Below are 20,960 nucleotides of genomic sequence, written 5' to 3' on the forward strand. Positions count from 1 at the left end.
TGTGAAAGATCCATTTTATTTAGTTAACTTGTGAACAATAATGTGATCATCACTAAGGCAGCATGCTCAGCCATTCAATACTGAGTACTCTGTTTTGTTACATCAGAATAATTCAAATAAGGTGCTGAACGATGGAAAGAGCAAATCCAATGTTAGATGAATTGAAGAAAATTCTGCCTACAATCGCTGCTAATGCTGTACAGGCTGAACAGGAACGTAAAGTGCCAGACGAGAACATCCGTCTTCTTAAATCAATCAATCTGCACCGCGCGCTTCAGCCTAAAGCTTATGGCGGCTTGGAACTGTCTTTGCCAGAAGTTACCGACTGTATTGCTGCTCTTGCCGGCGCTTGTGGCGGTACCGCCTGGGCATTCAGTCTGCTGGTTACGCACAGCCATCAGATGGCTATGTTCTCTAAGCAAGCTCAGGATGAGTTCTGGGGTGAAAATCGCGATGCAACTGCCAGCAGCTCTATCGCACCTTTCGGTAAAATCGAAGAAGCAGAAGGCGGCATCATCTTTAATGGCGACATGAAGTGGAGCTCCGGCTGCGATCACGCTGATTGGGCGATTCTGGGCTTCCTGCGCGACAATAAAGAAACTGGCGAAAAAGATTACTGCTTTGGTGTAGTACCAAAATCAGATTACGAGATCATCGATGACTGGTTCTCTGCAGGTATGAAGCCATCTGGTACTAAGACTCTGCGTATTAACGAAAATACTTTCATCCCTGAGCATCGCATCGAGAAAGCAAAAGCGATGATGACTGGTGAATCAGCTGGTTTCGGTCTGTACCCTGACAGCAAGATCTATTACACGCCTTACCGCCCTTACTTTGCCTGTGGTTTTGCCTCTATGGCACTGGGTATCGCTGAGCGCATGCTGACTGTGTTTAAAGAGCTGACTCAGAATCGTACCCGTGCTTACACAATGGCGGCGTCTGGTAAAGAGACTCCACCACTGATGCGTCTGGCTGAATCCACTCACCAGGTAATGGCTGCACGTGCTCTGATGGAAAAAACCTGGGACGAGCACAAAGAGTTCGGTGAGCAGAAGCGCTACCCAACTGATGCTGAAATCGCGTTCTGGCGCACCAATCAGGCTTATGCAGTTAAAATGTGCTGTGAAGCTGTTAACCGTCTGTTTGAAGTATCCGGTGGTACTACCTGGATTCACGACAATGAGATTCAGCGTTTGTGGCGTGATGTGAACATGACAGCTGCACACGCATACACCGATTACGATGTATGTAAGCAGATCCTGGGCCGTTCTATCATGGGTCTGGAAGCTGATCCAACCATGGTTTAATTACCCTTGATTAAAAAACCCGCGTTTATCGCGGGTTTTTTGTCCCTTCTCTACAGAAATATCTGTTTTTCCATCGTTAAAAATACTAATAATAAACTGAATCGATACGGCTGCTTCCTCTTTGGGGAGTGGTGTTTTTTGTGTTTCCAGAAGGAGATTGCACCTTAGCCATGCATGATTTTACCTATATATTATCTCTGACCAGTCCGACCTTTATCCTGATCGCAATGGGATATATGACGGTGCGGGCAGGGTTTCTGCAAAAAGAAAATGTTAAAACCTTAGGCTGGTTTGTAGTTAATTTTGGTTTGCCTGCTGCTTTGTTCAGCTCGTTAAGCTCGCGCTCATTCCAGGATGTATTGCATTTTGATTACCTGTTGATTTTTGGTTTGGGTTCGTTACTTTCGTTCTCTGTTCTGTTTTTTATAGCCAAAATCAGGAGTAAGCCGCTTACAGAATGTGCAATATTTGGCCTGGGAGGGAGTCTTTCCAATAGTCTGATGATTGGTTTTCCGATCATTATGCAGCTGTTTGGTGACGCTGCCCTGGTGCCTTTTGCGTTGACGCTGATTATTGAAAATCTGATTATCTTACCTCTGGCTCTGGCGTTGGCTGATACCGGGCAGCATGAGAGTTCCAGCTTTTTCAGGGCGCTGTTTAAGTCTCTGCCGCAGCTGTTGCGGAACCCCATCATTGTCTCAATTGTGCTTGGGCTTTTGGTTGCAGCCACTGATACTCATCCGCCTGGGTTTGTCGTCAAGGTGGTCGATATGCTGGGGCTTACTGTTGGTGGTCTTGCCCTGTTTACAATTGGTGGTACTTTGGTTGGCCTGAAGTCAAAAGGGATGTTGTCAGATATTTCATCTATCGTGTTTGGTAAGCTGGTAATACATCCGCTGTCAGTTCTTCTGATGGTGCTGATATTCCCACCAATGCAGCCGTTGTTCCAGAACGTTGCGATTATTCTGGCCTGTATGCCGATGTTCAGTATATATGGCGTGATAGGTATACGTTATAACCTCGCTGGGCTTTGCTCAGCAGTCCTGCTTCCGGCCACTTTGATTGCGTTCATCACCATAAATCTGGAAATCTGGCTACTGGGTGTTGGTGGCTAAACACATCCCACTAAATATAGAGAAATAACGATTTAAAGTTACTTAACTTGTTAAGTAACTTTAAATCGCGTAGGCTATCAAATATAAGTCAGAAAGTATTTGCCGCTATATCAAGAGAAGAGATCGCTATGAAATTAGAGTTGAATGATTCCGGCCTGTTGCAGACACAAGCGTTTATAAACGGTGAGTGGGTTGATGCCGATAAGGGTGAGACTTTTGCCGTGACTAATCCGGCAACCGGTGAGCATCTGGCCGATGTGGCCAGCGTAGGTGCGACAGAAACTCGTCGTGCAATCGTTGCCGCAGAGCAGGCGATGATCGCCTGGAAGGCGCTGCCGCCGAAGACTCGTTCCGATCTGCTGGAGCGCTGGCATCAGCTGATTATCGAGAATACTGAAGATCTGGCTCTGATCATGACCGCCGAGCAGGGCAAGACCCTGGCGGAGTCCCGCGGTGAAGTAGCCTATGGTGCTTCCTTTATTAAATGGTTTGCCGAAGAGGGTAAACGGGTTTACGGCGATATTATACCGGGTGCAAGTGATCGCCGGGGTGTGGTGATTAAGCAGCCGATCGGCGTGGTTGCAGCGATAACACCGTGGAATTTCCCGAACGCGATGATTACCCGTAAGGCTGGCCCGGCACTGGCTGTGGGTTGTGCTGTTGTACTTAAGCCTGCAGCAGAGACCCCGCTGTCGGCGCTGGCGCTGGTTGAACTGGCTAGCCGTGCTGGTCTGCCTGCAGGCCTGTTCAGTGTGCTACCCGGTATGGATGCTCCAGCGATCGGCGGTGAGATGACCTCTAACCCGACAGTTAAGAAAGTAACGTTCACTGGCTCTACGCCTGTCGGTAAGCTGCTGATGAAGCAGTGTGCTGATACTGTAAAACGCACCTCGATGGAGCTGGGTGGAAATGCGCCGGTTATTATCTTTGATGATGCGGATCTGGATCTGGCGGTTACCGGTGCCCTGGCAGCGAAATACCGTAACTCCGGTCAGACCTGTATCTGCGCTAACCGACTGTTGGTGCAGGAAGGTATTTACGATGCCTTCGTTGAAAAATTTGCCGCAGCCGTAAGCGAATTCCGTATCGGTAATGGTCTGGATGGGGCGACGACTCACGGTCCGGTAATTACCGAGAAAGCTGCAGCCGAGATTCATGCCAAAGTACAAAGCGCTGTGGCAGAAGGCGCAACTATCGTGACCGGCGGTGAGCCGGGTGAGCAGGGTGGTTGTTTCTATCAACCAACTATCCTGACCAATGTTCACGATAAAATGCGTGTGTTCCGGGAAGAGATTTTCGGTCCGGTGGCGCCGGTGTTCAAATTCTCTACCGAGGAAGAAGCGATCGCCATGGCTAATGATACCGAGTTTGGTCTTGCGGCTTATTTCTATACCGAGAATATGGGGCGCAGCTGGCGTGTTGCTGAAGCGATCGATTACGGCATGGTTGGTGTTAACGAGACCGCTATCAGTTCAGAGGTGATTCCTTTTGGTGGTGTGAAAGAGTCCGGTCAGGGCCGTGAAGGTTCCAAATACGGTCTGGATGATTACCTGGAAACGAAATATATCTGCATGGGCGGAATGTAAGCTTCAGGCAGGAGAGCGATAAGTTCAGCACAGAATAGGCTCTTTGTGCTTGCTGGGAGGCCCCGAAAGGGAGCCTCCTTTTTTTGTGTCAAAGGAAATAATGTTACTGAATACCCAGGTATTCCATGGTAAATATTAAACCGCAACCGATAGTCAGCATGGTTAAGTTAAACGGCAGATGGTTACGGATTATCTCCCGGTCTTCACAGTTAAAGCGGGCTTTCATCATAAAGTTTAAGCCACTGAATGTGCTACCGGTCATCGCCAGAGCGGTGCCCAGAATATAGCCGACTGCCATGAGATTCGGGGTGGTGGTGATATCCGCAAGGAGGCCGGCAAAGATCGCCACTAATGCCAGCTGATGAATACCAAGGTAAGCAAAAGTAACAATTAGTACCATCGCGAGCGAAGCGACTGCGGCATTGGTTTCGGTAAAGGGGAGGCTGATCAGTCCAACGCCAATGCAGGCCTTAACTCCGGCTGCCAGCAGGCCGGCACTGAGGAACAGGCTGATCTCAGCCCTGCTTTGTGCCAGCTTTTCGGTGACATGGGTTATCAGGCAGAGGCCTGCTCCAGTAGGGCCTGAGCGTAATACCACTAGTAGCACAGGTACAACAGCTGCCAGTAGAGAGACCAGAAATATAGTTGGCAGCTGAGGCTGTTGCCAGCTCAATAGCAGGATCATACCGATCAGGCTGAGCGGTAGCGCCAGGGTGCTGGATTTTAATGGGTATCCTGCATAGTTGTTCAGTTGATCTGGTGCGCGAAAGCGGCTTTCCAGCAGGGTTAGCAGTAAGCCGATTATTGCCAGCGTTATCGAGAATGGATAAATCTGCTGCAGGCGGGTACCTTCAACCTGTTCTAACACGAGTGGCAGGATGCTAAGGAAGGGGGACCAGAGCACCGCCATGCCAAAACCACGGCTGAGAATAAATTGCGAAAGCTGATCGATGCGACCGCTGCGTTTAACTTGTTCACCCACTACTATTACTGCCGAGAAGTTGGCAACCGAAGAGAAAAGATGCATTCCAAGAAGTGTGGTAACAAAACTTGGAATTCCAATCCGGCTTTTATTGCTGGCTACCCGGGTGGCCATTCCAATAAAGCTGACTGCAGTCAACAGCATCGCAAGTTTCAGGTGCTCACCAAACAGCTGCTGCAGTGTAATATCGGAACCTTGAGATGAGGCCAGTAGCGCTGTTGCAATGCCAACACTGAGCAGGGTCAGAATCTGCTTGCGCTGTTTAGGTGTTAGCCGGGGGAGTTCTATGGCCACATAGGTCCAGGCTAGCAGGGTTGCTATTCCGGTGAGTCCCAGTGATGTGACTGTATTGATAAGGGTGAACAGCCACATTAATAGAATCAAAGGGCCTGATATCGCTTCGGTAGGCCATATCGTTTGTGACTTTTGCATTAAGCTTCTGATAAGCATAAAGGGTTGTCCGGGAAGGGTGCTGATGCTTATTAATATATTAACAATATGTATACTTAATATGCTATCTATATTTATAGGTCAGGTAAATGATTGTTCTTGGACAGCAGAACTGGATAGGTAGTGGTTACGCCTGAAATGCTGTCGAGGATCATCGGTAGTCTGGTAAAGCAATCGTATTGATCTGTTTAGAAACGGACTCATGTGATGCTGATTACTGTGTATGCGGCAATGTGTGAATGTGCGGCGCAGTGCCTGAAGGGGGGGGAGGGTGTATGTTCGTTATTTACTTAGGGTTTTTGTTGATGATTGTGTGATGCCGGGGGAGTGAATAGCAATGGTTAGTATTGTGTAAATAATTACGCACGCATTTATCGCGTTTCTTGTCATTGTTTCCGGTCCTGATTCGGTCATAGGAGCTCTACGTTGATTCAGGTCAGGTTTTGTTTGATTAGATTAGAGAAATACAGATTCTACCATCTAATAGAATGCTGTGAGATCAACACGTAGTGTGTATCTGTAGTCAATAAACCCTATGGATTATTACTGAGTAAAATTTGCTTAACATGTTAAATGAATATACTATGTCTGCATGATTGATGTTCTTCTTATTGATATGTCTGTGGTTTGTACAAGTTGTGTCTTAATAAGAAAATTTTGATTTATGCTTCTTTATTCTCTTGATTAATATATTAAGAGTCTGGTATTTGGGTTTTTGTTTTAGAGGAAAGTTAATGTCTAATCTAAAGAAAATTGCATGTGCAGGTTTGCTTATCGGTCTGAGCGGTCAGGCTTATTCAGAAACCACTTTGCGTGTCGCAAGCTGGCTGCCGCCAACTCACCCACAGAATGCTGTTGTATGGCCAACCTGGTCTAAATGGGTTGAAGAGGCGACTGAAGGTCGCGTTAACGTTGTAATTGAATATGGTATGGGTCACCCAAAAACCATGTTTGAACTGGTTGAAGATGGTGTTGTAGATGCATCTTTCAGCTACCACGGTTATGTGCCTGGTCGTTTTAAGCTGACCCAGGCGGTTGAGCAGCCATTGCTGGGTACCAGTGCTGAAGCGGCTTCTGTAGCGCACTGGCGTACGTTTGAGAAGTACTTCTCTAAGGCTAATGAGCATGATGGTCTTGAAGTTATCGGCCTGTTTACTCACGGTCCGGGTCAGATTCATATGGCCGATCCGGTATCTTCCCTGGCTGATCTGAATGGTAAGAAGATCCGTCTGGGCGGCGGTGTTCAGGGTGAGATCGGTCACCGTATGGGCGTAACCGCTGTTGGTGCTCCGGCGCCTAAAGTATACGAGATGATGCAGCAGGGCGTAATCGACGGTGTATTTATCCCGATGGTTGATCAGAAGTCACTGCGTCTGAAAGAAGTTGCTAAAAACGTAATTGCATTCCCTGGCGGTATGTATCTGGGTAGCTTCGCAATGTTCATGAATCCTGACTTTCTGGCAGATCTGGATGAGAAAGATCGTGCTGCGATCATGTCAGTATCCGGTGAGAAACTGTCTGCAATGGCAGGCCGTTCCTGGGATGAGGGCGATGCTGAAGGTCTGAAAGCGGCTCAGGAAGCAGGTGTAAACATCACTATGGTTCAAGATGGTGACGTGTTGTCTGCGGAGTTTAAAGAGCTGACTAAGGGGATGGAGCAGACGTTCCTTGATTCTGTGGAGAGCCGCGGTGTTGATGCGAAAGCTGCTCTGGCTGAACTGCGCGAGATCGCACGTAGCTATAAGTAAGACACGCTCGCTTTAAGTAATAAGTAGGAGTCTTCTATGACTTTTAGTGCCTGGATTACAGCGCACTACGAAGAGAAAGGGCCGGTCGCCTGGCTGGCCTTTTTTCTTGAGTTGATCGCTGCCGTAACACTATTTCTCCTGATGTTGCTGACCTGTGCCGATGTATTTGGTCGCTACTTTCTGGATAACGCTGTCGACGGTACTACCGAACTGACAGAGATGGGGATCGCTATCCTCGTATTCGCTGAGATGCCGGTCATTACCTGGAGAGGTGGCCATGTGGTCGTCGACATCCTTGACAAGATGATGGGTAGTGCCGTGATTAAGGCGCTGGGATTGCTTGCCGCTTTCCTGATGTCGACATCGTTGTATTTCCTGGCTGTGCGGATCTATGAGCTGGCGAGTCGCTCGCTAAGACGCGACGAGATCACCGAGTACCTGCAGATGCCGGTCGGTTATATCATCGAATATATCGCCATAATGAGCTGGATTACAGCGGCCGCAATGATTACCTACGGTGTCTACCGGTTGTTGTTTCTGTCGCGTGACTAGCTCTGGAAATCTGGTCCTGACCGTTTTTCAAAGATCAATACGTTTGTAACCTTACGGGTATTTCTTAATGATTACTGCATTAACCGGCTTTGCTATTTTGCTGCTGATTATCGTAGTGGCTCGTGTACCTATCGCGTTCGCGATGGGTCTGGTGGGCTTCTTCGGTTTCGCCTATATGCAGGGCCTGACCTTCGATAACTTTATGGACTTCCGCTGGACCGGCGCACTGTCGATGGCATCTAAACGTGTTATTGATACCGCACAGGAGTACAGCCTGTCCGTTATTCCTCTATTCATTCTGATGGGTAATCTGGTCACCAAGTCCGGTTTGTCCCATGAATTGTATCGTGCCTCTTATGCCTTTTTAGGGCACAAGAAGGGCGGTCTTTCGATGGCGACCGTTGTTGCCTGTGGTGGTTTTTCGGCAATTTGCGGTTCCAGCCTGGCGACGTCTGCCACAATGGCAAAAGTGGCGATGCCACCGATGCGTAAATATGGCTATGCGGATTCACTGGCGACGGCGTCGATTGCCGCCGGCGGTACCCTGGGTATCCTGATCCCGCCAAGCGTAATTCTGGTTATCTATGGTCTGCTGACTGAAACCAGTATCCGGGAGCTGTTTGCAGCCGGTTTTATCCCTGGCTTCATGGGTATCCTGTTGTATCTGATGGCGGTGCGTTATGTCGTATGGCGTGACCCTGCAGCGGGTCCTTGTGGCGAGAAAATGCGTTGGTCAGAGCGTTTCCAGGCGCTGAACGGTGTCTGGGGTGTGCTGATCCTGTTTACTGTCGTGATGGGCGGTATCTACGGCGGTATCTTTACGCCGACAGAAGCTGCCGGTATCGGTGCTGGCGGTGCGTTTTTGATCGCATTGTTTCGCCGTTCACTGAACTGGGGGAGTTTGTTCGATATCCTGACCGATACTGCACGGACCTCTGCCATGTTGTTTGCGGTATTGATCGGTGCACTGATCTTCTCTAACTTTATTAACCGTGCGGGTCTGCCGGCTGACTTGCTGGCGTTGGTAAATGGCCTGGATGTCCCGCCAATGGTGGTGATCCTGGTTATTCTGGCGATCTATATCGTACTGGGTATGGTGTTTGAGAGTCTGTCGATGCTGCTGTTGACGGTGCCTATATTCTTCCCATTGGTGCAGAGCCTGGGCTTCGACCTGGTGTGGTTCGGTATCGTAGTGGTCGTGGTGACCGAGATCAGCCTGATTACGCCGCCGGTGGGTATGAATGTGTTCGTACTGGCGGCTGTGTTACGGGATGTTAAGGCCGGCACCATCTTTAAAGGCGTAACGCCTTTCTGGTGTGCTGATATTGTTCGCCTGGCACTGGTCACACTGTTTTCTTCGATCGCACTGTTCCTGCCGGAAATGTTGTATCGTTAAATAATAAATAAGGGCCCTGCGGGGCCCTTTCTGTTTGAGGGTTAAGTTATGCTGCCTGAAGTAAAAAAAATCCTGTACGCATCCGACATTGATAAAGGTTCACGGCCGGCTTTCCGTGCTGCGGTTAGTCTGTGTGCTCAATACAACTCTGAGATTACCTTTCTCCACGTACTGGAGCCACTAAGTGCGTCTGCTCAGACTATAGTTGATACGATGGTGAGCGATGAGTCACTGCATCAACTGCATGATCAGAGCATCGCCAATGTCAGAAAAAAGTTGGCACAGCGGGTTGAGCACTTTTGTGAAACCGAGCTTGAAGAAAATGAGATGCTTACTGAAGCTCAGGTTAATGCGCGGGTTGAAGAGGGGGTGCCATGGAAAACTATTCTAAGCGTGGCTGACGACATCGATGCCGATGTGATTGTTATGGGTACCCGTACCCATTCTGCAGTGGGGCAGTTTCTGATGGGGTCTACGGCTAATAAGGTTATGCAAAACTCGAAGCGGCCTGTTCTTGTAGTACCGCTACTGTAACCGAAGAAGCTGAAGGCTAGGAAGCCTGATGCGAAGAGTCTTGTAGAAATGTTAAGGACACCGGTTGCTATAATATTTTAATGATACTATCCGCAGCATAGCTGTATTTAGTGGTGCGGGATTGAGTGGTGCTGGATAGTGGTTACAGGGCTCTGCAATAGCATATACAGTTAGAGGTATCTGAGCAGTTTTGGAGGACTCATGAATCAGCATGAGAAAATAAATTATGTCGAATGGCCGGCGCATGACCTGGCCGCGACAAAGTCATTTTTCAGTAGCGCTTTTGATTGGGCATTTACCGACTATGGTCCTGAATATACTGCGTTTGCCGGGCAGGGGCTGGATGGTGGTTTCTACCGGTCAGAACTGAAAGCCAGCACCGCCACTGGCAGTGCCTTAATTGTGTTTTACAGTTCAGATCTGGAAGCGACCCAGACCAAGGTCGAGCAGGCCGGTGGTGAGATCGTCAAAGCTGTTTTTTCATTCCCCGGTGGTCGCCGTTTTCATTTCTGCGAGCCCAGCGGCAATGAATTCGCAGTTTGGTCAGATAAAGGTGAAGCTTGAGCATCAGCTTTATCAGCCCTATGCTGGGCTGCAGTTATGTCTGTAGTTAAGTTCGTAGTTATGTCTGTTTCTCTAGCTGATCGGGCTGGGTCATCAGCATCAAACTATCTTCTGCGAAACCGGTACCGGCTTCTTTATAGAAATTGAATACTTTATCGATACCGGCTTCGAGTAGCTTTTCCCGGTCGTCTTCATAGCGGGCGATCGCCGCAATCTTACCCTGATAACCCGCATTCACCAGCTGATACGTTATATTTCTGCTGTCTTCAATTGAAGGTAGCGCCAGCAAAATCAGCCCGATATCTGAGGTATCAAAATTCTCCCAGAAGTCAGCATCCTCACCATCACCGATACATATATTCATACCCATCTGTTGTAGCTCTTGCGCCCGGAATCGATCGGAATCAAGACCAGCTACCCGGTGGTCGAGTATATTTTGTAGCGATTTATAAGCGCCTTTACCAACCCGGCCGAGACCGATTACCAGCACCTCTGCATCTTTAGGTTGAGATATGCTATCTGCTGCGAGTCGGACGCTGCTTTCATATTGCTTCAGACGAGCTTTGTGCAGCATGTAGAAACGGTGTGCAGAAGGGTAGAGTACGCTGGTGATAATAAATGAGATCGAAACGGCGAGTGCGAGAATAACCAGCCATTCCCGGCTAAGCCAACCGGAGTCAACGCTAAGGGCTGCGACTATCAGGCCGAATTCACTGAAGTTGCTCAGTGCCAGGGAAGCAAGATAGGCGGTACGGCTGCGTAACTGCAGACGGGTAAAGAGAATGAAGAACATCAGGAATTTAACGCCGATCAGCAGGGCTATAAGCGTCGCGGTACCAAGCATCGACCAGGTCGGCAAGGCAGTAAAGCCGATCGACAGGAAGAAACCGATCAGGAACAGATCCTTAAAGCTGAGCAGGGACTTGGTCAACTCAGTGGCTTTACTGTGCTGGCTGAGCAAAATGCCAAATACAAGGGCGCCGAGATCACCTTTTACGCCGACAAGTTGAAACAGTTCATAGCCTCCCAGGGCAAAGAAAAAGCCGGTCAGGGGCAGCATCTCGCCGTGGCCGGCTTTATCCAGCAGGCGGAACAGCAGTGGTCGGGCAAAAATCAGTGCAAACAATAGCAGTGCCCATAACGATGGCAGCTTACCGGTTGCTATCACCAGGAACAGTACCGCTACAATGTCCTGCATTACCAGTACGCCGATCGCCAACTGGCCGTGACGAGTTTTCAGTTCACCGTTTTCTTCCAGTAGTTTTACGATACAAACAGTACTGCTGAAACTCAGGGCGAAGCCAAGCAAAGCTGCGGTTTGCAGATCGACTTCGCTGTAGAAAGGAACGGCAACGGTTGCCATGAGCAGAGCGAGGGAGCCGAACAACAGCGTCCAAAGTCCCATATGGCTCAGTGTGCTGGCCCAGACTTCACGGCGCAGCAGATCGCCTATGTGCAGTTTCAAGCCGATGGTGAATAGCATCAGGGTGATGCCCAGGTCCGCCAGTGTATCCAGGCTGGCGGTGGGTTCTATGCCGAGGAAGTGAAGCAGAAAGCCAGCGAGCAGAAAGCCGATCAGAGGCGGCAGTCCGATTATCTTAAGCGACAGGCCGCAGAAATAGGCAAACAGAATCCAGATGAAGTCCATAATAAGTGATTGTTTTCGCGATAGTTTATGAAATAGCTTTTATTAAACCATGCTACCACTTATTGGATATCGAACTCTATCAGCTGTTGCCCATTCTCGGTACATTCCAGGTACCAGCCGGTTTTATCCCAATCACCCAGCACGATGCGGCGATTACCTTCGGCTAGTTGATGAACTGCCGGGCGGTGAGTATGGCCGTGGATTAGCAGATCGGTAAAGGCGTGATCTAACGCCAGCTGAACCGCTTCAGGGTTTACATCCATAATCTGCATGCTTTTACCGGCATTTTTTTCTTTGCTGGCCGCGCGAAGTTGCTGTGCTATCTGCAACCTTTCCGGCAATGGCTTGCTCAGGAAGTCCTGCTGCCATCGTGGATTACGCAGCTGCTTGCGGAACGCCTGGTACTCGATATCATCAGTGCACAACTGGTCGCCGTGCATAATCAGTGCCTGACCAGTGGGCAGGTTGATAATGTAATTATCGGGTAGCAGTGTGCAGCCGGTGAGTTCAGCAAATTGCTGACCGACCAGAAAATCACGATTACCGTGTTGAAAAAACAGATTTGTGCCCTGATCGCTGAGCTGCCGAAGCCGGGTAATAACCGGTTGCAGGTCTTCCGGGATCAGGTCATCGCCGATCCAGGCTTCAAACAGATCCCCGAGAATATAGAGGTTGTCACAGTTTTCAGCCTGTTGATCGAGGAACTGCAGCAGTGCCCGGGTCAGATCCGGACGACCGCTGTGCAGGTGGAGATCGGAAATAAACAGGGTACGCATTATTCTGCGTCTTCTGCATCCACAATCTCGGCTGAATTGATGATCACATCTTCAGCTGGTACATCCTGGTGGCCGTTGCTGAATGTAGTAGCAACGCCTTTGATCTGCTCGACTACATCCATACCTTCAACTACTTTGGCGAATACGGCGTAACCCCAGCCTTCCATCGTCTCAGCAGTGTGGTCGAGGAAGGTATTGTCGCTAACATTAATGAAGAACTGGGCTGATGCGCTGTGCGGATCCATAGTCCGGGCCATAGCCAGGGTGCCACGCTTGTTGCTCAGGCCATTGTTAGCTTCGTTTTCAATATTGGCGCCGGTCTCTTTGCTAACCATACCCGGCTCGAAGCCGCCGCCCTGAATCATGAAGCCATCGATTACCCGGTGAAAGATAACACCGTCATAGAAACCGTCTTTAACATAGGCTTCAAAATTAGCCGCAGTTTTAGGCGCTTTTTCGTGGTCCAGTTCAATGCTGATATCGCCGAAATTGGTGTGCAGAACGATCATTCTTAGTGTTCCTTTGTCTGGTCTTATTATTTGGAATTAATAACTGCCTAATCTGGTGGCAAATTATACTAAAGAATTACAACTTAGGAAGCTTTAATAATTTTTCACTGCTTATGGTTGTCTCCGATGCAACTGTTTATAATGTGCGGCTACTGTTTTCCATGGAATATAAGACGGCTATATGAGCAACAACGACGCGAACAACGAAAACAAACAGCCAACGAACTTTATCCATCAGGTTATCGAGCAGGATCTTGACCAAGGTCTGGCCAAGGTGGTGACCCGTTTCCCGCCTGAGCCTAATGGTTACCTGCATATAGGTCATGCTAAATCGATCTGCCTGAACTTCGGTACCGCTGAAAAGTACAACGGTGAGTGTAACCTGCGCTTTGATGACACCAACCCGTCAAAAGAAGATCAGGAATACGTTGATGCAATCAAGGAAGACGTGCAGTGGCTAGGCTTTAAGTGGGCTGGCGAGGTCCGTTACGCTTCTGACTATTTCGATACTTTCTATAGCTGGGCACAGCATCTTATCCGTGAAGGTAAAGCGTATGTCTGTGATCTGAATGCTGAACAGGCAAGTGAATACCGTGGCTGGGCGACCGAGCCGGGTAAAGACAGCCCGTTCCGCGAGCGTTCCGCTGAGGAGAATCTGGATCTGCTGGAGCGTATGAAAACAGGCGAATTTGATGAAGGCAGCCGTGTACTGCGTGCCAAAATCGATATGGCTTCGCCGAATATGAATCTGCGGGATCCGATCTTGTATCGTATCCGTAAGGCAACGCATCATCAGACCGGAGATAAGTGGTGTATCTATCCGAACTATGATTTTGCACATGGTCAGGAAGATGCGATCGAGGGTGTTACCCATTCCATCTGTACCCTAGAATTCGCCGATCACCGGCCTCTGTATGAGTGGTTCATTGAAAACCTGCCTGTGCCGAGTAAACCGCGTCAGTACGAGTTTGGCCGCCTTAATATCAATTACACAGTGACCAGTAAGCGTAAGCTGAAACAGCTTGTGGATGAAGGGCATGTCAGTGGCTGGAATGACCCGCGCATGCCAACTATCTCCGGTATGCGTCGCCGTGGTTATTCAGCTCAGGCTATTCGTAAGTTCTGTGACAGTCTGGCAGTTGCAAAGACCGATGGCACTGTGGATATGGCTCAGTTTGAGTTCTTTGTCCGTGAAGATCTTAACGATAATGCGGCGCGTGCGATGTGCGTTATGAATCCGCTGAAACTGGTTATTACCAATTTTCCGGAAGGTGAGGTTGAGATGCTGACCGCTCCGGTTCATCCGCAAAAGGATCTGGGCGATAGGCAGCTACCGTTTACCCGCGAACTGTTTATTGATCGTTCCGATTTCAGCGAAGATACTACCTTATCGCGCAAGAAGTTCCGTTTACTGGTGCCGGGCGATTATATGCGTTTACGCAGTGCGTACGTCATCAAAGCTGAAGATGTGGTGAAGGATGATAGTGGTGAGATTGTAGAAGTTCACGCTACGCTGATTCCTGATACTGTTGGTGAGAATCCGCCGCAAGGTATGAAGCCACGTGGTGTTATGCACTGGGTCTCTGCAACTGAGAGTAAGCAGGCGACCATCCGCGTTTACGATCGTTTGTTTAATGTTGAGTCCCCGGATAAGGGTGAGGGTAACTTCCTCGATAATATCAATCCGGAATCCTACAGCGAGCTGACTAATTGCTGGATTGAGCCAGGACTGGCAGATGCTGCACCGGAAGCGACATTCCAGTTCGAGCGAGAAGGTTATTTTGCTGCTGACCGTTACGAGCACAGTGCCGGACATCCGGTCTTTAATAAGACTATCGGTTTGCGCGACACCTGGAAAAAATAAATATTCAGGATGAAAAACGGCCACTTTTTAGTGGCCGTTTTTGTTTTGGATTATGAAAAATGGTGGGTGAATACCTCTGATGCGCAGCTAGCAGAGATCTGTGTTGAAGAGGAGGCGCGATCTGTCTTCAGATGAAGCTTGTCGGCAACTTAGTTTCGCTCTTAATTTATAAACGGGGAAAAAAAGGCCGCCCAGGGCGGCCCGCAATAGCCAGTAAATCTCAGATATAAGTAGGTACTTTAATGCTGTCGTGACGCATGTGCAGGGTGAGTCCCAATGATGACATACCTGTGTCTTTCAGAATCTCAGAGGATAGTGGTAAAAACTCGTCTTCCTCGTAATTGGCGTGTAGCAGGTAGATATCCGCCATCTTGATAATAGCCGCTTTATCCAGGCTTACCGATTTTCCTTTTGCCAGTTTCTTTATATCGGCTTCAATTTTCTTCCATTGTTTTTCCAGGCTGCGGTGCTCTTTAGTCAGCCGTTGTACCATCGCCTTGGCCCGGTCAAGTTCATCACCCGGGCTGGCACAATCGATGACTACGGAGAACAGCTCCTGTTCCTCTTCCTGATGATGGATTAGAACAACATCATGGTAGAACCTGACCAGCTTATCTGCCAGAGCCTGTATATCAGGTTGAACCGGGTCAGATATATCACTCTCTCCCAGTTGTTTCAGTTGCTGGAAATTCTTAATTATCTCAACGTGACATTGTGAGAAATCTTCGGTCGGATTAGTATTTGAAGAATCGGTAGTCATAACGTGTCACCTTTTGCAGCAGCTTACGAGTCTGTGCCCGAAGCGGAATAGAAGCTGCCAGCCCTGATAGAGGAGCAGCAGCAACGCTATTTATAATAGCTGTAGATCAATACTATAGCGTTGTCATAGATGATAGTTTATGCGTTACAAGATAGATCTGACCGGTGTCAATAAATGTATCGCTTTGTGTCAGGTGAGTGGTTGTTTGTCAGGCGTAGATATAAATCGGATGGTTTATATTCGGATGGTTTATTTAGTGCAGTCGGGTAGCTGACCTGTCAGTAAGAGGCAAAAAAAGCGGCCAACAATGGCCGCTTAAGTAAAGAAGTTTCGCGGTTTAAGCTTCAGGACCGTTATCCAGAATGCTGATGCTTTCGCCGTTGGCTAACTGGCCAATCTCTTTATCGATAAAGAACAGTCCTTTGCCGTCTTCACCAATGATTTCAATTTTATCGAGAATGCCTTTAAAGAGTTTTTCCTCTTCGTGCTGTTCGGCAACATACCATTGCAGGAAGTTGAAGGTAGAGTAGTCCTGATTGGTGAACGCGGCATGGGCAAGCGCATTAATCTCTCGCGTGATCAGGCATTCATGCTCATAGACTTTATCAAACAGGTCTTTGATGGAAGCAAACTCTTCAATCGGTGCCTCAATTGCACCGATGCGGGCCATACCGCCGGTTTCATTTACGTAGGTGAAAAGACGTTTCATGTGTTGCATCTCTTCATCTGCGTGCAGAGAGAGAAACCTGGCACAGCCCTCGAATCCTTTGGATTCAGCCCAGGCGCTCATTTGCAGGTACATATTTGAAGAGAAAAATTCGAGGTTGATCTGACAGTTCAGTCTTTCCAGCATGGAATTGCTAAGCATTTATTACTCCGGCCTGCTTTGGGCAAAAATAAGTTGGGTGTTCAGATGGCGGTTGGCTTGCAGAGCCATTTCTTGCTCTCAGAGGATCGCGCACACTTGCTGCAAATATACTGACTATTGCGGGTAATTTCAGCTAATTCGTTGATATGCTGGCTTATTATTTCTTTTTTCAGCTTGCACAGGCTTTTGGCCTTGAGTGTGGTTGTCATCTGTCGTGCTCCTGCAATTCACCAGTTCTTCTATTTGCGGGCGACCGGGTAAAGTTGAGTGGCAATTTATAAACGATCTTTCAAATATTGTAAATGATAATGATTAGCAATTATGATTGAGGTCAATTGCTGTGTTCCTGGCGGAAATTGTGAGGGACAAAAACGCAATTTAAAATGGACATAAATTTTCGTCACTAACCGACTGAAATCCTTTATAATACGCGGCTTTACTTTATCGATGTTTAAGCCATAAGCGAATTGTGATGCTGCAGATCTATAACACCCTGACCAAAGAGAAAGCCCCCTTCGTACCGATGCAAGAGGGCAAGATCAAAATGTACGTATGTGGTATGACCGTGTATGACTTCTGTCATATCGGCCACGCCCGGGTAATGGTTACGTTTGACGTAATCACCCGATATCTGCGTGCCCGTGGCTGGGATGTTACTTATATCCGTAATATCACCGATGTTGACGATAAGATTATCCGCCGTGCAGCGGAAAACGGTGAACGTCCGGATCAGCTGACTGAGCGGATGGTTGATGCGATGCATGAGGATGAAGATAAACTCAGTGTGCTGCGTCCTGACCAGGAGCCAAAAGCGACCGCCCATATGCCGGAAATTATCGACATGGTGCAGGTGCTGATCGACAAAGGCTTTGCTTACGCAGCCAGTAACGGTGATGTGTATTATCGGGTGGAGAAGTTTGCTACCTACGGTCAGCTGACCAATAAAAATGTCGATGAGCTTCGTTCCGGGGCCCGGGTTGAAGTGAGCGATGTTAAAGAGAGCCCGCTGGATTTTGTTCTATGGAAATCCGCTAAAGAGGGTGAGGTAAGCTGGGATTCGCCATGGGGTGCTGGTCGTCCGGGGTGGCATATTGAATGTTCTGCGATGTCCAAGTGCTGTCTGGGTGATACCTTTGATATCCACGGTGGTGGTCCGGATCTGCCGTTCCCACACCATGAGAATGAGATCGCTCAGTCTGAAGCGGCGAATGACGCTAAGTTTGTACACACCTGGATGCATGCCGGTGCGGTACGGGTCAATTCGGAGAAGATGTCCAAATCCCTGGGTAACTTCTTCACTATCCGTGATGTACTGGAAAAATACGATGCTGAAGTGGTTCGCTATTTCCTCTCTTCGGTTCACTACCGTAGCTATATCGACTATTCCGAGAGCAGTCTGAAAGAAGCGCGTAGCGCACTTGAACGTTTTTATCAGGCACTTAACGAAGTTGAGGCGGTTGCTGGCGAGCTGGATAACGATTATGAAGCCCGTTTTTATGCCGCGATGGATGATGACTTCAGTACGCCGAAAGCGATGGCGGTGCTGTTCGAGCTGGTTAACGAATTAAATACCGCTTCCCGGGATGGTTCTGCTAGTGCTCCTGCTCTGGCGGCTCAGCTGAAACAGCTGGCGGGAGTTCTGGGTCTGTTGCAAAATGATCCTGCAGCGTTCCTGCAAGGCGAGAGCAAAGAGGGTGAAATTACGCCGCAGCAGATCGAAGCCTTTATTCAGCAGCGTGCGGATGCCAAGAAGGCGAAGGACTTTGCTACCTCTGATAAGATTCGTGACGATCTGGCGGCACAGGGGATTATCCTGAAGGATAGTCGCGAAGGGACGACCTGGTTTCGTGAAGGTTAACCGGTAACTGCTGAGAGCATTTAAACCTGTGTACTCATACTTTTCAAAGGCAGCTTAACCAGCTGCCTTTTTTATGCTTAGGATCTGAGAATGAATCAACTGCCAACTCTGGTCATATTTTGTAAGCGTCCTTTGCCTGGTCAGGGAAAGCAGCGTATAGCTGCGACCATGGGAAAGGCGGCTGCATTTGAAATAGCAACGGCACTACTAAAGTGTGCATTGGAAGATGCAGAGGTCTGGCCAGGAAATGTAGTATTGTCTCCGGCAAGTGTTGGCGACAAGCTCTGGGCAGAAAGCTTGTTGCAAAGAGAGCATAGGGTTGTTCCACAGTGCGAAGGGAATCTTGGTGTAAAGCTGAGCTTTATTGACCAGGATCTTCGCCAGCAGGGTGATAGTAGTCTGCTCTTTATCGGCACCGATGCACCAGAACATACGGTCTCACATTATAAAGAGCTTATAAATCTGTTTAGTGAGGCGGATATGCTGTTCAGTCCTGCCGCGGATGGTGGTGTAACAGCGATGGGGTGTAATCAGCCATGGCCTGAACTGTCTGGTCTTCCCTGGAGTACGCCGCAACTCGGAACTGAGTTGGTGGCAAGTTGCCAGTCTGCTGGCTTTCAGGTTGCTTTCAGTTCAGCTTGTTACGATGTTGATACCGCAGCTGATCTGGAACGCCTGAAGGTGTCTCTTAAAAATGATACTAGACCGGCCCGACAGCAACTGTTACAAAGAATAGAAAGTCTACTGGATTGAATTTTAAGGGGTTTATATGGAACTGATTCGAAGTCGTGATTGGTATTCAACATCCGACGGATCAGACCGGGGCTATATAAGGCCCCATATTTTGAAAGAGTTGTGGTTTCATACGGGTACCGCTTGTAACCTGAGCTGTGATTTTTGTCTTGAAGGTTCCGGGCCCGGTGACAAGCGTCTGGAGCTTGTAAAGCTGGACGATGTCACGCCTTACATCCATAGCGCGATTGAGTTGGGCGTTCAGCAGTTCTCCTTTACCGGTGGCGAACCGTTTCTTGCTAAAGACCTGATTAAAATCCTTAAACTGGCCTCGCAGTATGCGCCTTGTCTGGTGCTTACTAATGGTACTGACGCGTTGCAGAAGCGCCTGCATCAGCTTGATGAGCTGAAAGGCAGTAAGTTTCCGGTGAGTTTTCGTGTCAGTGTCGATTCTCCGATTGAAGAGGTGCACGATGCCGGGCGAGGTGAAGGGATGTTCGAGAGTGCCCTGACCGGAATGAAAGCGCTGCATGACCGTGGCTTTCATGTGTCGCTGGCGCGCCATATGGCGGATGGTGAGAATACCGCCGTGATAGAGCAGCAATATCGGGATGAGCTTGCTAACAGGGGGATTCCGGAAGATACCCATTTTGTCGCATTTCCTGATTTCCTGCCGCCTAATAGTGACGGCTCGGGCCCCGATATCAGTACTAACTGTATGACTCAGTTTCACACTGAAGAAAGTCGACGCAGTTTTATGTGCGCCTTCAGCAAGATGGTGGTGAAGCAGAAAGGTCGGATGCGGGTTTATGCCTGTACGTTGGTGGATGACGACCCGGAATACGATCTGGGCGATGATCTTGGTCAGGCACTTGAGCAGCAGATCAGTATGAAGCATCACCGGTGTTTTTCCTGCTTTAAGTATGGTTCCAGTTGCAGTGAAACCTGATCTGCCAGTGACTGATACTTATGCCAAATGAACTTGAAATATTCGTTGTAATCCCTGTTGGCCCGGGTGAGTCCGATCTGAGATCGATGTTGACGCGGCTGCAGTATCTTGAGCAGGCACGACAGATTATCTTTGTTTTCTGCCCGCAATCTGAGCATCTGAGGCAGCAGTTGCCGGTTAATAGTCGGATTGTGACGCTAACTGTAGAGTCTGGTCGTGCAATCCAGCTTAATGCCGGTGCTCAACTGGTGGAGGCTGGTTTTATCTGGTTTCTCCATCTTGATAGTCAGGTTGCTAATAATCATTGGCAGGTGCTTAATCAGGGTCTGAAGCGCTATCCTGATCGTCTGCATTACTTTAGTCTGAGATTTGAAGCGGATGGTGGTGGGCCGATGTGGCTTAACAGTCTGGGGGCCAACCTGCGTTCCCGCTGGTTGGGTTTGCCATTCGGCGATCAGGGCTTTTGTATCTCCCGTAATCAGTTTCACTTGTTGGGCGGCTACCCTGTCGATGCTGCCTATGGTGAAGATCATCTGTTTGTCTGGCGCGCCCATCTAAAAGGTGTCAGGTTGGCGAATACCGGGTCAGTGCTGACCACCAGTGCCCGCAAATATTCGGTAACCGGTTGGGGTCGGCTCACCTTAAGGTATCAGCTATATTGGATTAAGCAGGCGCTGCCGCAGCTTTGGCTGTTGTTAAAAAGCAAGTTGTCATAATTCGGTCTCTGAATCAGCCGCCATAGCCTCTGAAGGCTGTGTTACA

19 protein-coding genes are annotated in these 20,960 nt (G+C 48.8%); 13 read left to right on the forward strand and 6 right to left on the reverse strand.

All coding sequences use genetic code 11. The annotated features are described in order from the left end of the window. Positions 1 to 131: 131 nt before the first annotated feature. The 3 genes from ACQUQM_RS05875 to ACQUQM_RS05885 all read left to right on the forward strand — a co-directional run bounded on the left by ACQUQM_RS05875 (position 132) and on the right by ACQUQM_RS05885 (position 4,008). The gene (locus tag ACQUQM_RS05875) at positions 132 to 1,307 is read left to right on the forward strand and encodes a p-hydroxyphenylacetate 3-hydroxylase oxygenase component (RefSeq protein WP_432473555.1); all 1,176 of its coding nucleotides are present in this window, start codon (positions 132 to 134) and stop codon (positions 1,305 to 1,307) included. 170 nt (positions 1,308 to 1,477) lie between these two features. Continuing rightward, positions 1,478 to 2,422 carry an AEC family transporter gene (locus tag ACQUQM_RS05880; protein ID WP_432473556.1) on the forward strand — a complete coding sequence of 315 codons (945 nt, stop codon included), beginning with the start codon at positions 1,478 to 1,480 and terminating at the stop codon, positions 2,420 to 2,422. Between the two features lie 128 nt (positions 2,423 to 2,550). After that, positions 2,551 to 4,008, forward strand: coding sequence for an NAD-dependent succinate-semialdehyde dehydrogenase (locus ACQUQM_RS05885; protein WP_432473557.1), 1,458 nt, complete (start codon positions 2,551 to 2,553; stop codon positions 4,006 to 4,008). Between the two features lie 103 nt (positions 4,009 to 4,111). On the opposite strand, the gene ACQUQM_RS05890 is transcribed toward ACQUQM_RS05885, so the two are convergent. Continuing rightward, the gene (locus tag ACQUQM_RS05890) at positions 4,112 to 5,422 is read right to left on the reverse strand and encodes a hypothetical protein (RefSeq protein ID WP_432473558.1); all 1,311 of its coding nucleotides are present in this window, start codon (positions 5,420 to 5,422) and stop codon (positions 4,112 to 4,114) included. 752 nt (positions 5,423 to 6,174) lie between these two features. Between ACQUQM_RS05890 and ACQUQM_RS05895 the strand changes: the two genes are divergently transcribed. The 5 genes from ACQUQM_RS05895 (at position 6,175) to ACQUQM_RS05915 (ending at position 10,234) form a co-directional block, all read left to right on the forward strand. Then, positions 6,175 to 7,188 carry a TRAP transporter substrate-binding protein gene (locus tag ACQUQM_RS05895; RefSeq protein WP_432473559.1) on the forward strand — a complete coding sequence of 338 codons (1,014 nt, stop codon included), beginning with the start codon at positions 6,175 to 6,177 and terminating at the stop codon, positions 7,186 to 7,188. A gap of 36 nt (positions 7,189 to 7,224) precedes the next feature. Next, a complete protein-coding gene (locus ACQUQM_RS05900) occupies positions 7,225 to 7,740 on the forward strand; it encodes a TRAP transporter small permease (protein ID WP_432473560.1) in 516 nt (171 codons plus the stop codon). Positions 7,741 to 7,807: 67 nt separating this feature from the next. Next, positions 7,808 to 9,136, forward strand: a complete 1,329-nt coding sequence (locus ACQUQM_RS05905) for a TRAP transporter large permease (protein ID WP_432473561.1) — start codon at positions 7,808 to 7,810, stop codon at positions 9,134 to 9,136. A gap of 48 nt (positions 9,137 to 9,184) precedes the next feature. Continuing rightward, positions 9,185 to 9,670 (forward strand): universal stress protein, encoded by a 486-nt coding sequence (locus ACQUQM_RS05910; RefSeq protein ID WP_432473562.1) that lies wholly within the window; start codon positions 9,185 to 9,187, stop codon positions 9,668 to 9,670. Positions 9,671 to 9,871: 201 nt separating this feature from the next. After that, positions 9,872 to 10,234, forward strand: a complete 363-nt coding sequence (locus ACQUQM_RS05915; RefSeq protein WP_432473563.1) for a VOC family protein — start codon at positions 9,872 to 9,874, stop codon at positions 10,232 to 10,234. 58 nt (positions 10,235 to 10,292) lie between these two features. On the opposite strand, the gene ACQUQM_RS05920 is transcribed toward ACQUQM_RS05915, so the two are convergent. From ACQUQM_RS05920 to ACQUQM_RS05930, 3 genes are read right to left on the reverse strand one after another with little or no spacing between them, the layout of a single operon-like run. Beyond that, on the reverse strand, positions 10,293 to 11,882 hold the full coding sequence (locus ACQUQM_RS05920; protein ID WP_432473564.1) for a cation:proton antiporter: 1,590 nt from the start codon (positions 11,880 to 11,882) through the stop codon (positions 10,293 to 10,295). A 59-nt stretch (positions 11,883 to 11,941) separates the two neighbouring features. Continuing rightward, entirely contained in the window at positions 11,942 to 12,658 is a 717-nt protein-coding gene (locus ACQUQM_RS05925; protein WP_432473565.1) for a UDP-2,3-diacylglucosamine diphosphatase, read from the reverse strand. Beyond that, positions 12,658 to 13,167, reverse strand: coding sequence for a peptidylprolyl isomerase (locus tag ACQUQM_RS05930; protein ID WP_432473566.1), 510 nt, complete (start codon positions 13,165 to 13,167; stop codon positions 12,658 to 12,660). Before ACQUQM_RS05930 ends, ACQUQM_RS05925 begins: the two co-directional genes overlap by 1 nt. A gap of 181 nt (positions 13,168 to 13,348) precedes the next feature. On the opposite strand from ACQUQM_RS05930, the gene ACQUQM_RS05935 reads away from it, so the two are divergent. Then, positions 13,349 to 15,031 carry a glutamine--tRNA ligase/YqeY domain fusion protein gene (locus ACQUQM_RS05935; RefSeq protein ID WP_432473567.1) on the forward strand — a complete coding sequence of 561 codons (1,683 nt, stop codon included), beginning with the start codon at positions 13,349 to 13,351 and terminating at the stop codon, positions 15,029 to 15,031. Positions 15,032 to 15,251: 220 nt separating this feature from the next. On the opposite strand, the gene ACQUQM_RS05940 is transcribed toward ACQUQM_RS05935, so the two are convergent. Then, entirely contained in the window at positions 15,252 to 15,791 is a 540-nt protein-coding gene (locus tag ACQUQM_RS05940; RefSeq protein ID WP_432473568.1) for a hemerythrin domain-containing protein, read from the reverse strand. 337 nt (positions 15,792 to 16,128) lie between these two features. Further along, positions 16,129 to 16,659, reverse strand: coding sequence for a non-heme ferritin (ftnA, locus tag ACQUQM_RS05945; protein WP_432473569.1), 531 nt, complete (start codon positions 16,657 to 16,659; stop codon positions 16,129 to 16,131). Positions 16,660 to 17,131: 472 nt separating this feature from the next. Here ftnA and cysS point away from each other — a divergent pair, with 472 nt between their 5' ends. The 4 genes from cysS to ACQUQM_RS05965 all read left to right on the forward strand — a co-directional run bounded on the left by cysS (position 17,132) and on the right by ACQUQM_RS05965 (position 20,914). Further along, positions 17,132 to 18,517 (forward strand): cysteine--tRNA ligase, encoded by a 1,386-nt coding sequence (gene cysS / locus ACQUQM_RS05950; RefSeq protein ID WP_432473570.1) that lies wholly within the window; start codon positions 17,132 to 17,134, stop codon positions 18,515 to 18,517. Positions 18,518 to 18,607: 90 nt separating this feature from the next. Next, on the forward strand, positions 18,608 to 19,270 hold the full coding sequence (locus ACQUQM_RS05955) for a TIGR04282 family arsenosugar biosynthesis glycosyltransferase (protein WP_432473571.1): 663 nt from the start codon (positions 18,608 to 18,610) through the stop codon (positions 19,268 to 19,270). A gap of 16 nt (positions 19,271 to 19,286) precedes the next feature. Further along, on the forward strand, positions 19,287 to 20,198 hold the full coding sequence (locus tag ACQUQM_RS05960) for a radical SAM protein (RefSeq protein ID WP_432473572.1): 912 nt from the start codon (positions 19,287 to 19,289) through the stop codon (positions 20,196 to 20,198). Positions 20,199 to 20,218: 20 nt separating this feature from the next. Continuing rightward, complete coding sequence (locus ACQUQM_RS05965) at positions 20,219 to 20,914, forward strand: hypothetical protein (RefSeq protein ID WP_432473573.1); 696 nt, start codon at positions 20,219 to 20,221, stop codon at positions 20,912 to 20,914. The last annotated feature ends 46 nt before the right edge of the window (positions 20,915 to 20,960 follow it).

Source organism: Amphritea sp. HPY (assembly GCF_050870985.1).
Classification (GTDB): domain Bacteria; phylum Pseudomonadota; class Gammaproteobacteria; order Pseudomonadales; family Balneatricaceae; genus Amphritea.